General features: G+C 28.6%; 13 protein-coding genes and 1 tRNA gene. 6 read left to right on the top strand and 8 right to left on the bottom strand.

Annotated features, from left to right (window positions below; genetic code table 11):
• Positions 1–4 precede the first annotated feature (4 nt).
• The 5 genes from ACQY5W_RS03310 to ACQY5W_RS03290 all read right to left on the bottom strand — a co-directional run bounded on the left by ACQY5W_RS03310 (position 5) and on the right by ACQY5W_RS03290 (position 5,243).
• On the bottom strand, positions 5–850 hold the full coding sequence (locus ACQY5W_RS03310; RefSeq protein ID WP_428023518.1) for a carbohydrate ABC transporter permease: 846 nt from the start codon (positions 848–850) through the stop codon (positions 5–7).
• Positions 847–1,785 (bottom strand): carbohydrate ABC transporter permease, encoded by a 939-nt coding sequence (locus ACQY5W_RS03305; RefSeq protein WP_428023517.1) that lies wholly within the window; start codon positions 1,783–1,785, stop codon positions 847–849. Before ACQY5W_RS03305 ends, ACQY5W_RS03310 begins: the two co-directional genes overlap by 4 nt.
• Positions 1,786–1,791: 6 nt before the next feature.
• A complete protein-coding gene (locus tag ACQY5W_RS03300) occupies positions 1,792–3,036 on the bottom strand; it encodes an ABC transporter substrate-binding protein (RefSeq protein ID WP_428023516.1) in 1,245 nt (414 codons plus the stop codon).
• 104 nt (positions 3,037–3,140) lie between these two features.
• Positions 3,141–4,190 (bottom strand): Opr family porin, encoded by a 1,050-nt coding sequence (locus tag ACQY5W_RS03295; protein ID WP_428023515.1) that lies wholly within the window; start codon positions 4,188–4,190, stop codon positions 3,141–3,143.
• A gap of 276 nt (positions 4,191–4,466) precedes the next feature.
• A complete protein-coding gene (locus ACQY5W_RS03290) occupies positions 4,467–5,243 on the bottom strand; it encodes an ROK family protein (RefSeq protein WP_428023514.1) in 777 nt (258 codons plus the stop codon).
• A gap of 282 nt (positions 5,244–5,525) precedes the next feature.
• On the opposite strand from ACQY5W_RS03290, the gene ACQY5W_RS03285 reads away from it, so the two are divergent.
• From ACQY5W_RS03285 to ACQY5W_RS03260, 6 genes are all read left to right on the top strand, one after another.
• Positions 5,526–5,609 (top strand) — tRNA-Leu (locus ACQY5W_RS03285).
• A gap of 135 nt (positions 5,610–5,744) precedes the next feature.
• The gene (locus ACQY5W_RS03280) at positions 5,745–8,306 is read left to right on the top strand and encodes a methyl-accepting chemotaxis protein (RefSeq protein ID WP_428023513.1); all 2,562 of its coding nucleotides are present in this window, start codon (positions 5,745–5,747) and stop codon (positions 8,304–8,306) included.
• A 164-nt stretch (positions 8,307–8,470) separates the two neighbouring features.
• Positions 8,471–8,902, top strand: coding sequence for an ATP-dependent zinc protease family protein (locus ACQY5W_RS03275; RefSeq protein ID WP_428023611.1), 432 nt, complete (start codon positions 8,471–8,473; stop codon positions 8,900–8,902).
• Positions 8,899–9,831 carry a 30S ribosomal protein S6--L-glutamate ligase gene (gene rimK / locus ACQY5W_RS03270; RefSeq protein WP_428023512.1) on the top strand — a complete coding sequence of 311 codons (933 nt, stop codon included), beginning with the start codon at positions 8,899–8,901 and terminating at the stop codon, positions 9,829–9,831. The genes ACQY5W_RS03275 and rimK overlap by 4 nt, the downstream gene beginning before the upstream one ends.
• A 5-nt stretch (positions 9,832–9,836) precedes the next feature.
• Positions 9,837–10,883, top strand: a complete 1,047-nt coding sequence (locus ACQY5W_RS03265; protein WP_428023511.1) for a succinylglutamate desuccinylase/aspartoacylase family protein — start codon at positions 9,837–9,839, stop codon at positions 10,881–10,883.
• The gene (locus ACQY5W_RS03260; protein WP_428023510.1) at positions 10,883–11,926 is read left to right on the top strand and encodes a peptidase M42; all 1,044 of its coding nucleotides are present in this window, start codon (positions 10,883–10,885) and stop codon (positions 11,924–11,926) included. The genes ACQY5W_RS03265 and ACQY5W_RS03260 overlap by 1 nt, the downstream gene beginning before the upstream one ends.
• A 3-nt stretch (positions 11,927–11,929) precedes the next feature.
• On the opposite strand, the gene ACQY5W_RS03255 is transcribed toward ACQY5W_RS03260, so the two are convergent.
• Genes ACQY5W_RS03255 through ACQY5W_RS03245 form a run of 3 tightly spaced genes read right to left on the bottom strand, consistent with a single transcriptional unit; the run spans position 11,930 to position 13,554 of the window.
• Positions 11,930–12,706 (bottom strand): CorA family divalent cation transporter, encoded by a 777-nt coding sequence (locus ACQY5W_RS03255; protein WP_428023509.1) that lies wholly within the window; start codon positions 12,704–12,706, stop codon positions 11,930–11,932.
• Positions 12,706–13,107 (bottom strand): ester cyclase, encoded by a 402-nt coding sequence (locus ACQY5W_RS03250; RefSeq protein ID WP_428023508.1) that lies wholly within the window; start codon positions 13,105–13,107, stop codon positions 12,706–12,708. Before ACQY5W_RS03250 ends, ACQY5W_RS03255 begins: the two co-directional genes overlap by 1 nt.
• A 48-nt stretch (positions 13,108–13,155) precedes the next feature.
• Complete coding sequence (locus ACQY5W_RS03245; protein WP_428023507.1) at positions 13,156–13,554, bottom strand: PAS domain-containing protein; 399 nt, start codon at positions 13,552–13,554, stop codon at positions 13,156–13,158.
• Between the last annotated feature and the right edge of the window lie 7 nt (positions 13,555–13,561).

The raw sequence follows: 13,561 nt of genomic DNA, 5'->3' as shown, positions 1-13,561 counted from the left end.
ATCATTATCCTTTTACTGCCCCAGCTGTTAAACCTGAGACTATCTTTTTTTGAAATATTAATACTAAAACAATAAGCGGTATTGTTACAATTACAGATGCTGCCATAATATTACCCCAAGGTATTTCTTGAGAAGATGCTCCTGAAATCATAGCAATTGCAACAGGAATGGTTCTTAGTTCTCCTTCGGAAATAAATGTTAATGCAAATATAAATTCATTCCATGCAGCAATAAATGCTAGAATACCTGTCGTAACCAAAGCAGGCCACATTAAAGGCAAAAATACTTTTACAATAATTTGAATAGGTGTTGCCCCATCCATAATTGCAGCTTCTTCTAATTCAATTGGCATTTCTTTCATATATGTAGTAAGTACCCATATAGTAAATGGCAACGTAAAAATCATATATGTAATGACTAAAGAAAGGATTGTATTATAAAGTCCCAACGACATTATTAACTGAAAAAGTCCAGCTAAAATTGCTACTTGAGGAAACATTGATACAGAAAGAATAGTTATTAAAAATAAAGCTCTTCCTTTAAACGTTATACGAGAAAGTGCAAAAGATGCTGTAATTGATACAAAAAGTGAAACTATAACAACACTAAGCGATACAATAAAACTGTTAAAAATATTTTTACTAAAATCACCACTTGTAAGCATCGATACATAATTTGAAAAATCAAGTTTATCAAGCCATAAACTAGACTCAAAAAGTTCTGTTCCAGTTTTTAAACTAGTTAAAATAGCATAATAAAAAGGAAAAATTGATACTACTACTACACTTACAACAAGAATCCAAAATCCTATTTTTCCTAAAATTTCCAAAGAAGTTAAGCGATTTGTCATCTTTTTTCTCCTCCTAAATTTAGTTTTCCATATTTTATATATAAAAATGTTATACCCATAATGATTAAGAATAAAACCGTTGAACTAGCAGCACCATAAGAGAATTTGTCAAAATCAAATTGATACTGTTTTGCATAAATACTCATTGTTATAGTTTGCTCATTTCCTGGTGTTAAAACATAAATTAAATCAAACACTCTTAAAGCATCTAGTGTTCTAAAAATTATCGCAACAGAAAGTGCTGGTTTTATTAAAGGTAAAGTTATGTAAAAAAATTGTTTAATGGGATGAATTTTATCAATTTTCGCTACTTCATATATATCTTTTGGTAAAGTTTGCAAAGCTGCTAATATCAATAAAGCCATAAAAGGTGTAGTTTTCCATACATCAACCATAATTACAGCTGCCATTGCTGTGTTTATGTCAGCAAGCCAAGCAACAGGTTCATTAATCAGTCCTATTGATAAAAAAAGCTCATTAATAACACCAAATTGATCATTTAACATCCAAGCCCACATTTTTGCAGATACGATAGTAGGAATAGCCCAAGGAACTAATACAGCAGTTCTTACAATTGTTCTTCCTATAAACTCTTTATGTAAAATTAAAGCAACAATTAAACCTAAAATGGTTTCTAAAATTACAGAAACAATAGAGAATTTTAAAGTATTATATACTGCTTTCCACCATAAAGGATCAACAAGTACACCAATCCATTCTGTATCTCCATCACCATAATCAACATATGCAATAAAGTTTTCAAATCCAATAAATCGACTTTCATTTATAGTGTCTAAAGTTGCATTAGTAAATCCAAAATAAATAGTAGTGATCAATGGCCAACCAGCAACAGCAATTAAAATTGCCATTGTTGGGATCAAAAATAGCCAAGCATTTTTGATTCTTTGTTTCTGAAGTTTTGATTTAGTATTCATTAAAAATTACCAGTTATTTCTTTTAATTCTTTTTAGCTTTTTCTCTAAATCACTAAGTCCTTGTTTAGTGCTTACATTTCCAGATAATATATTATTTACAGCTGTATAAAACTCTTTTGAAACTTCATTATAAGCTTTTTTTGTAGGTGCAGATGGACGTGGTACTGCATTTAAAAATATATCTTTCCAAGCAGGAATCATTGGAGCTTTTGTAACAATATCTTTATCTGTATATAAAGATTTAATTGTTGGAAGTTTTGTAAGTTCTAAAGCTGCTAATTTTTGTTGTTTTTTATCAGTTAAGAATTTTACAAGTCTAATTGCATCATTTCGATTTTTTGAGTATTTTGAAACTGCCAAGTTCCATCCACCTAAAGTAGCTGCACTTTTACCATTTTTACCACCTTTAGGAAGTGGTGCTATATCAAATTTCCCTTTTACATTACTATCATTAGAATTTCCTAAAGAGTATGCATAAGGCCAATTTCTCATAAATACAGCATTACCTGTTTGCCATACTCCTCTAGCTTGTTCTTCTTGATAAGTTAATACACCTGCAGGCGAAATAGTACTTGGCCATGTTTTTGCTAAATCAAGTGCTTTTGCCGCATTTTTATTATTAATTGAGATGTCTCCATTAGGTTCAATAATTTGTCCACCATTATAAGATTTAATCCATTCAAGGGCATCACAAGTAAGACCCTCATATGCATTTCCTTGCCAAACAAATCCTTGAAGTTTTGGGTCATTCTCTTTTTCTAAAACAATTTTAGCTGTTTGTGTTAGCTCTTCCCAAGTAGTTGGAACATTAAGTGAATACTTTGAAAGTAAATCTTTTCTGTAATAAAGTGCAGGTGCATCTGTAAAAAATGGCATTGCAACAAGTTTTCCATTTACCGTTTGAGATTCAACAATACTTGGAAAATGGTCATTAATAACATCTTGAACATAAGGTGTTAAATCAACTAAGTGGTTTGCTATTTGTGGCGCCCAAATTATATCTGTTTGATATACATCTATATCAGAATTTTTTGCAGCTAACCATAATTTATACTGACTAAACTGATCCGAGCTTGAAGTAGGCATTGCGACAACATTAACTTTTTGTCCATACATTTTTTCATAGTCTTTAAGTAATTTCTTAGTAAATTCAACATCGGCTCCAACAGAACCAGTAACAATATTTAACTCTCCTGCTAATAATGAACCTATCATTAAACTACATATAACAAATGATTTAATTAATTTCATAAATAATCCCCATTATAAAAAAAGCTATTCGTAAAATAACCTTGATATTGTCAAGGTAATACCTTGACACCTAAAATAACCTTAATATATATAAATACAATTTTTTAAAACGTATAAATAACTCTAAGTTTTGTAAAACTCTTATCTCCAGCATCATCAGAAATATCTGCATAAGAAGCTTTAAGCTCTAAATTATCAATGATTTTTGTACTAATTGCAATATCGAATTCACTTCTATCACTGCTACCATAACTAGTAGTCCCATAAAGTCCACTCAAATTAATCTTAGAAACAGTTACACCAGCTCCAACATATAATGTAGATGTATCAATACCAAAAAATTGATCATTTTCATCAAATGGATTTCCACTATCACCATATACAATCAAACTACCAACACCACTTTTTTTGCCAGTTTGAGCATATCCAGCTTTGAAATTGAAATTATCCATTGTATAAGTTCCATCAATATTTAAAATTGAGCCATTTTCTTTACCGCTTCTACTATCTTCGTTTGTTGCTACATATCTTGCACTTAAACCAACACCTTGAATACTTGTACTATATTTTCCACCTATTGCTGTAAAAAACTTACTACCACCAAAATAATAAAGTTGGATTTTGTTAGTATCATTAATAGTATAAACACCATCAATTAACGTAGCTTTTCCAGCATCTCTATTAGTAAAATCTGATAATGCTCCATCATTTCCACCACCATTTCTTTTATTTGCATATGCAACTTTTATAGCGGTATTTTCTATACCATTGTATGTAGCAACTGCTGCTTCAAAGTAATCTCCGAACCAATCATGTCCAATTGCTTGCCTACCAATAGATAAACCAAAATCACTATTTTCATAAGCAAGATTTGATACTCTTAATTGTGCACTACTTTTACCAAAGTCCCCATTATTTTTTTCGTTTAAAACATTATTTCCTATAAAACCTAGATTTAGTTTTATTTCATTTGTTAAACTTCTTTGATAATTAATAGAAACTGAACTATTTGTATATCCAGTATCTCTTTGACCATCTTGAGTTACTTTTTTAGAGAATGCTGAAACCTCTCCACTTATTTTATCGCTAGTATCTGCATAAGCAGATGCCCCCATTGTAACAATTGCCACCAGGCTAAAAGCCACCTTCTTCATCTTAACTCCTTTCATATTAACCCCTTCTTAACATTTTAGTGATTTAAAATTTTTTTGTTTGGGAGAACAAACAGAAGAAATTTATCATTAGTAAACTTTAATAAATATTAAATTTACTTTATTTAATTAATAAATTATAAAAATATTTTATATTTTTGATAGTATTTTATGTTTATTAAAGTAGTTTAATCTTTTATCTAATAGTTTTTAACTTGGTTTGAAAAGTTTAAATCCGCTGATTTTTTGATTATTACTTTTCAAACCTTTTTTAAGGATTTATAATAGTTTCGCACCATCTAAAGGTGCATTTTCAAGAGAAGTCATTTCAATAAGAAGTTCTTTTAAGTTATTTTGGAATGCATATTTTGAAATATTATCTTTTATATAATCTACCAAAAATGGATTATTAGATATCACGCCTCCTCCCATAACCAAAACTTTAGGATTAAAAATATTTACTAAAATACTTACACTAAACATTAAGCCCTCTAAAAACTCTTTGTATAGAGTTTCAGGAAATTCGTCTAAACTTTTAATTTCTTTACCTAAGTGTTTAGACCATTTGCTTAAAGCTATGCCACTAGTATGTAGTTCTACACAATTATTTTTTCCACATCCACATAAAAATGGAGTAGCTTTAAAAGGTATATGCCCTATTTCACCAGCACAATTTGCAACACCATGAACAAGATTACCACCAGTAACTATCCCTGCACCTATTCCTGTGCCAACATAAAGTGCAACAATATTTTTTTCATTAAAATATTTTGATTCTGCTAATACCGCACAATTAAGATCATTATCTATTTTTATTTTATGATTTGGAAAAGCTTCATTAAAATCAAAATTTTCAATCCCTATATTTGGTGCAGAGTGAATGATATTATTATTTACTTGACCTGCAAAAGAAATATTTACATGAGTAATATCCTTATGTACTTGAAGTATTTGTTTTAAAAAAGATATAAAATTTTTTTCTTCTGAGATTAAAATCTCACCATTATCAATTTGATATCTTGTATATGTGCCACCTTTATCTATATATAAATACATTATTTATCTCCTATTAATTCAATTATATTAGTTAATTAATTAAATTAACTTTAATTAATTGTTATAATAGCAATCATATAATAAGAATTTCATTAAGTCGAATTCATCAAAGAAGATAGAAATTCATCTATTAATTTTATCTTCAAACTTTTTGATAAACCTTTTTTACCTTGGTACTATCAAAATTAACTTAACTTTTCAGCCTGAATATTTCTCGGCATAGACTACTAGAGCCTTTTTTAAGCTACTCTAATATATAATTTCTTCCTTAAATTTTGAAGTGCGCTTGTGGTGGAATGGTAGACACGTACGCTTGAGGGGCGTATGGGGCAACCCGTGCTAGTTCAAGTCTAGTCAGGCGCACCACTTTTAAAACTTCCATTAAATTCTGCTATCTATTACATTAAATTATAATTTTTATAAATTCTATGCATATGTGACCATTCGTATGCTAAAATAACAAAAAAAATAATTTTATTATTTATTTAAGGAGAAAGCAAAATGTCAAACAAGTCGATAAAAACTAAGTTACTATCAATAATAACTTTATGTCTTTTATTTTTAGGTGTAATTATAACAGTGATTGCTGTAGTTGATTCAACAAAATCATTAAAAGAATCAGAAATGAACAAACTAATAGCTATAAAAGTAGCGAAAAGTGATGAAATAAAAAATTATTTTACAAGTTTAAAATCATTATTAATTTCTCTATCAAATACAAAATCAACAAAAGATGCCTTTAGTGCTTTGGAAGATGGTTTTTATAAATTATCAGATGAAATCAATATGGACACTAATAATGTAAAATCATCTTTGGAAAAAGATTTTGAAACTAATTATTTAAATTCTGTGAATTATGGTATTCCAAACTCTCCACAAAAAAAAGCTGTTAGTAGTTATATTCCTGAAGATATAAATGCCAAAATCGCACAATATATTTTTATAACTGACAATGATAAACCAATAGGTGAAAAAAATGGATTAACTTACAATCCAAAATATGATTCAACATATATGAATGCACATCAAACTTTTCATCCAACATTTAATAATTATTTGACAAATTTTCAACTTTACGACATCTTTATGGTTGACTTAAAAGGTAATGTAATCTATACAGACTTTAAAGAAAAAGATTTTGCTACTAATTTAAAAAATGGTCCATATAAAGATTCAGGTCTTGCAAAAGCTTATGAAAAAGCTTTAAATAAAAATGAGGGTGAAATAGCATTTGATGATTTTAAACCATATGAACCTAGCTACAATGGAGCTGCTTCATTTATTGCAACACCAATATTTATAAATGATATAAAAAAAGGTGTTTTAATATTTCAATTACCAATTGATATGATAAACAAAATTATGAGTTTTGATAAAAAGTATAAAGAAGCAGGACTGGGAGAAAGTGGAGAATGTTATTTAGTTGGTAGTGATTATGCAATGAGAAATGACTCAAGATTTACTAAAGATATTAATGATCCATTTGTAAAAAAACTTAATTCTACTATTGGTATATGGAAAATAAAAACGGACTCTACAAAAGCAGTTTTTGAGAAAAAACAAAATGATGGACAATGGATAATCAATGATTATAGAGATGTTCCTGTATTAAGTGTATTCAAAAAAATAGACATATTTGATGGAGAAGGAACTTGGGCTATAGTAGCAGAGATTGATGAAGAAGAAGCTTTAACTAATGCACATGAGTTAAGAAATGAAATTATGATAATTTCTTGCATATTAATAATTTTGTTTATTGCAATTAATTTATTTTTTGTAACTAAAATAATTGTAAATCCAATAAATAATTTTAAAAATGGATTATTAGGATTTTTTAAATATTTAAATAAAGAATCTTCTGAAGTAAAAGAACTTCCTGTATCTTCAAATGATGAAATAGGTGAAATGTCAAAAGTAATAAATGAAAATATTTTGAAAACAAAAAAACTTATTGAAAGTGATGAAAAATTTATTCAAGAAGTAATCTTAATGGTTGAAGAGATAAATAAAGGTTATTTGTATAAAAGATTTGAAAATAAAATAGAATCAGAAAATCTTGAAAAATTAAGATTAAATATGAATAAAATGTTAGAGAACCTAAATAATATTGTTGTAGGAAGTACAAATAAAGTTTTAGATGTATTAGAAAGTTTTGCAAAATTAGATTTTACAAACACTATAAAAGATGATAATGGAAAAATTCCAGTTGCTTTAAATAATGTAACAAATCTTATTACAGAAATGTTAATTGAAAATAAAGCAAATGGACTAACATTAAATAATAGTGCAAATATATTGATGTCTAATGTAGAAACTTTAAGTGCTAGTTCTAATCAAGCGGCAGCTTCATTAGAGGAAACAGCGGCAGCATTAGAAGAAATAACAAGTACAATAGTTAGTAATACAGAAAATGTAATAGTGATGTCTCAATATGCAAATGAATTGATAAAATCAGCAAATGATGGACAAGCCCTAGCAAACGAAACAAATGTATCTATGGATGATATAAATGAACAAGTTAATGCTATAAATGATGCCATTACCGTAATTGATCAAATAGCATTTCAAACAAATATACTTTCACTAAATGCAGCAGTTGAAGCAGCTACTGCTGGAGAAGCTGGAAAAGGTTTTGCAGTTGTTGCAGCTGAAGTTAGAAATCTTGCATCGCGTTCAGCTGAAGCTGCAAAAGAGATAAAAGATTTAGTTGAAAATGCAACATCTAAAGCAAATAACGGAAAAGTAATAGCTAACAAAATGATTGAAGGTTATAATGGATTAAATGAAAATATTTCTAAAACAATAGAACTTATTTCTCAAGTAGAATCTTCATCAAAAGAACAAAAAGCAGGAATTGAACAAATTAATGATGCTGTCTCAGAACTTGACCAACAAACACAACAAAATGCTCATGTGGCAAGTCAAACGGCAAGTATCGCAAGAAATACGCAAAATATTGCAAAAATTGTAATTGAAAATGCAAACGAAAAAGAGTTTGTAGGGAAAGATACAGTTGAAGCAAAAAAATTAGATAATGATTTAAAACCTTTTATTAATAATTAAAAAAAATATGCCAATAGTTAAATCTAAAACTTTTTAATTCACTTTATTCTAAGATGCAAATATTTACTAAAATAGTAAATATTTGCATCTAAAACTTTTTATTTAAACTCCTATTATTTATTATAAACTATGCTATAATTTTTAAAAACCCGAAAGGATATCCAATCAATAAAAAAATAGTTGGAAGAAAAGAGAGCATTTCAATACTTGACTTAGAGTTATTTGATTTGGATGCAAAAGTTGATACGGGTGCTGATTCAAACGCACTTCATTGTGATGATATTGTTATTAAAGATGACAAAGTTAGTTTTACATTATTGGATGAGATTCATCCTTCATATCATGGTAAAAGAATTACTTTACCTTTATACAAAATAAAACACGTAAAGAGTTCTAATGGTACTGTTCAAGCAAGACCATCAATAAAAGTAGTTGTGAAATTTTTTGGTAAAAATTATAAAAGTGTTATATCCCTTACAAATAGAGCTGATATGAAATTTCCTATGTTAATAGGGAGACGATTTTTAAAAGATAGATTTTTAGTAGATGTTGCACAAGAATATTTATGTAATAAACAAAATGGAGAAATAATTTGAGAGTATATGTATTATCAAGGGATAAAAACCTATATTCAACTAAAAGATTAGTTGAAGAAGCTACCGCAAAAGGCTGGGAAGTAAAAGTTATAGATTATTTAAAATGTACTATTGAAATAATGAAAGGTGAACTTGTAATTAACTATTTAGGACAAGTATTACCAACTCCAGATGCAATTATTCCAAGAATTGGAGCAAGTAGAACCTTTTATGGTACTGCTATGGTGCGACACTTTGAAATGATGGAAGTATTTAGTACTTCAGGAAATTTAGCAATTGCTAGAAGTAGAGATAAACTAAGAAGCTTACAAGTTTTATCAAAAAAAGGTGTTGATATGCCAAGAACAGTTTTTGCTTCTAATAAATCTAGTGCAAAAGATGTTATTGAATTATCTGGTGGAGCACCCTTAGTTTTAAAAATCTTAGAAGGAACACAAGGTGTTGGTGTTGTTTTAGTAGATAGTGAAAAAGCCGCAAAGTCAGTTCTTGACGCTTTTTACGGCATGGATGTAAACTTACTTGTTCAAGAATATATTGAAGAAGCAGGAGGAGCTGATATTAGAGCATTAGTTGTAAATGGTGAAGTTGTTGGAGCAATGAAAAGACAAGGTGCTGAAGGTGACTTTAGATCTAATCTTCATCAAGGTGGAAGTGCAACAGCCCATAAACTAACAAGAAAAGAAAAATCAACAGCAATTGCTGCAGCCAAAGCTATGGGACTTGGTGTTTGTGGTGTTGATATGATACCTTCTTCAAGAGGACCTCTTGTAATGGAAGTAAACTCAAGCCCAGGATTAGAAGGAATTGAAAAATCAACTGGTATAAATATTGCTGGTAAGATTATGGAGTATATTGAAAAAAGTGTAACTCCTAGATGTGAAATAAACCCTAAAAAAAGAAAAATTAAAAAAGATAATATTGGAGCTTAACATATATGCAAAATAACGATTTAGTTATTGGCAATGTAGCAATACCAAAGGGCAAAGAAGTAAAGATTCAACTTGAATTACCAAAGCTTTATAATACCCCTACTCATCTACCAATTAGAGTAATAAGAGGTAGAAAAACTGGACCAACAGTTTTTATTAGTGCAGCTATACATGGTGATGAATTAAATGGTATTGAAATAATTAGACGACTAAGAAAACTTGATATTTTAAAAAAACTACATGGAACTATAATATTTGCACCAATAGTAAATGTTTATGGAGTTATGACATTATCTAGGTATTTACCAGATAGAAGAGATTTAAATAGAAGTTTTCCAGGAAGTATAAAAGGCTCCATTGCCAGTAGAATTGCTAAAATATTTTTTGATGAAATAGTTTCTAAATGTGATTTAGGAATAGATTTACATACAGGTTCAATACATAAATCTAATTTGCCACAAATTAGAACAAATATGGATAATGAATATACTCTAAAATTGGCTCGTGCTTTTGAAGCACCTGTTATTTTACACTCTGAATTAAGGGATGGTTCACTAAGAGCTGAGGCTCAAGAGATGGGAACACCAATTCTTTTGTATGAAGCAGGTGAGGCTTTAAGATTTGATGAAACTTGTATAAGAATTGGTGTAAAAGGTATAATAAATGTCCTAAGAGAAAATGGGATGCTTCCCAAAGTCATAAGAAAAACTACCAAAACACCAATTACTTCAAGGGTAAGTAAATGGATTAGAGCAAATGAAAGTGGTATGGTTAGAACCATAAAAGCCTTGGGTGACACAGTAAAAGAAAATGAAGTTATAGCTTATATTGATGAACCTTTAGATGATAATAGTTTTGAAATATTATCCCCTTTTGATGGTATAATTATTGGTAAATCTCAAATTCCCCTTGTACAAGAAGGAGATGCGATTTTTCATATAGCAAAATTCAGAAATCTAAATGTAGCGGAAGATAAAATAGAATATTTTAACGAAGATGCAATAAAACAAAGTGAATTTTACGAATTAAATAACGAAGAGATCATTGAGTAATGGAAAAGTTTTACGATATTTTAAAACAGTTAATTAGAACACCAAGTGTTGTTGGGGCGGAACATCCTTTTTTTATGAGAGTAAAAAGAGAACTTGAGGAATTGGATTTAAATGTTGAATATTATGATGGAGTTTTAGTTGCTAAGGGTAATAATCCTGACAGCGGTTATATATCAGGACATGCAGATAGACATGGACTAATTTGTACTGGACATAATGAGTTTCAATATGCTGCTTTTATTGCAAAAAATCAGGCTGACTTAAGGGGAAATTCAAACTCTGAAAAGCTTTTAAAAAACTTTGAAATGAGATTTATTGATCAAAAAGTTCAAGCTTATGAACCTTGGTCTGGAAGTTATTTAGGAATGGGTATAATAAAAGATGCTTTTCTTTGTAATAGAAGAAAAAATATTATCTTTAAAATTGATGGTTTAGAACACCTTTTACCTGGAACTGCTATTGCTTTTATGGATAGTCTAGAAATAGATGAAAATGGTTTAGTTTCTGCACAACTTGATAATGTTATTTCTATTGCCATAATAATATATTTATATCAGCTAGGTTATCAAGGAACTGCATTTTTCACTGCAAGTGAAGAGGCTGGAAAAAGCTGGAGATTTTTACTTGAATATTTTAGAAGATTTGATATAAATACAAATGAACTACTTGTATTAGACACAAGTCCATATAAAAGTGTAGATGATATCAATCATTTAGATATTGTTTTAAGAAATAGAGATGAAAATGCTTATTTTAGATCACCTTTAGAAACAAAAATTAAAAAAATTGTATTAGAGAACAATATAAATTATCATTACAAAGATGCCTATTTAGAAAATCTAATGACAAGTGCTGGCACTAAAGGTTCAATTGGTGTTACAGAACTTGGAAGAATAATTGATGCAACTAAGGGTGAAATTCAAGGTGCAACTTTGCAAGTTCCAACTATTGGCTATCATACAGTAGAAGAAACAACTACAAAAAAAGCTATTGATACTATGATTTTAGTGTTATCAAAACTTTATTTAGAAGAAGGTAATTAAAAATTACCTTTTTTTAATAAAATAGACTAAAAGCGTAGATATAACTGCAGAGATAAAAAGAGTATTTAAAACTAAATAAGTTCCTCCTTCTCCTTGTGTAAAAGGTAAAGAAGTTGTATTCATACCAAAAAATCCAACAATCAAATTCAAAGGTAAAAATATCCCTGATAATAAAGTTAGAATATAAACTGTTCTATTCATCTGTTCATTATTTTCTACAAGATAAGAGTTATGTAAGGTATCAAGTTTTTCTAAAAGCATACCTGAGTTTCTATAAGCTCTTTGTAAATGCTCCAATATATCCTCAAAGTTACGTTCCAAATAATCTTCATCTTTTTTATAATGATTGATTAAACTTGATATTACCTCTACACACTTAAATAAAACTCTATTGATTTTTATAAAGTTATTTTTGTAAGAAAACCATTTTTTATTGAAGTTTTTATCAATTTTATTTTCATAAAAACTATCTTCTATAACTTCTATTTCTTCTATATACTCATTAATCATTTTTAATATAGAATCAACATCTTTATTTAAATATTGATAAAAACCATCAACATTTTTTAAGTTCAAAAACTCTTTATTTTTTTTATCATAATAAAAATATGAACTATCTGTAATAATAAAAGCTTTACTAAGTGGAACTACTTTTTTATCTACTAATTGGGGGATTCTAAAAATAAATAAATCATAATTTTCATCTTTAAAAAATACAGAAGGATGTATTTCATTTTCTATATCTAAAAGATGAAAATCATTGATATCACTATGTTTCATTATTTGGTTAATTGTTTGTATAAAGAGTTTAAATCACCTAAAACCCAAATTTCTTTAATCTTATCATTCTCTATTCTAAAAAATGAAGCACCGTTATATCGGATTCTTCTATTTGTGGCTTCTATATCAAAAAGTTTTCCCATATGAGTTCCGTTATATATGGCTCTTGCACTTACTAAATTATTTTCAGCAATCATAAGTTCAACACCATGGTATAGATTAGGAATAGCACTTAAAATCATATCAAAGTACTCTTCAAACTCTTTTTTACCATTTGTTTCGATATCTAATGTACCTCTAAAAAGTATGTTATCATCAAACAGTTTATCAATATATGATTTATCTTTTTTATTCCAAAGATTCTCATAATAAGATTTTACAATTTCTTTATTTCTATTCATTTTCTCTCTTTAAGTAATTTGAAAAATTATACTACTTTTTTTCTTTTTTTACTCCTGAGAAATCATCTGTTTATAAAGTTCTTTATACTCTTCAATCTCTTCTGTACTTGCTTTTCTCCTACAACTTAGAAAACCATCTGAACCATCACACCCAATAAAAGGGTAAACAGTTGCAAATACCCAATAAAATCCACCTGACTTAGTCGCATTTTTAACATATCCAGTCCAAATTTCTCCTCTGTTGACAGTATCCCATAGGTCTTTAAAAGCAGCCTTTGGCATATCTTTATGTCTTACTAAATTATGTGGTTGTCCGATTAATTCTTCTAATGAGTACTCTGCAATACTACAAAAATCATCATTTGCAAAAGTTATTATTCCTTTTTTGTCTGTTTCACTTACTAAAAAAGCATATTCATCTAATACTGTTTCTTTTTCATTTGCCATTAATATA

The sequence above is a fragment of the Arcobacter sp. genome (assembly GCF_050300555.1).
GTDB lineage: Bacteria > Campylobacterota > Campylobacteria > Campylobacterales > Arcobacteraceae > Arcobacter.
This window is presented reverse-complemented; position numbering and strand designations above follow the sequence as displayed.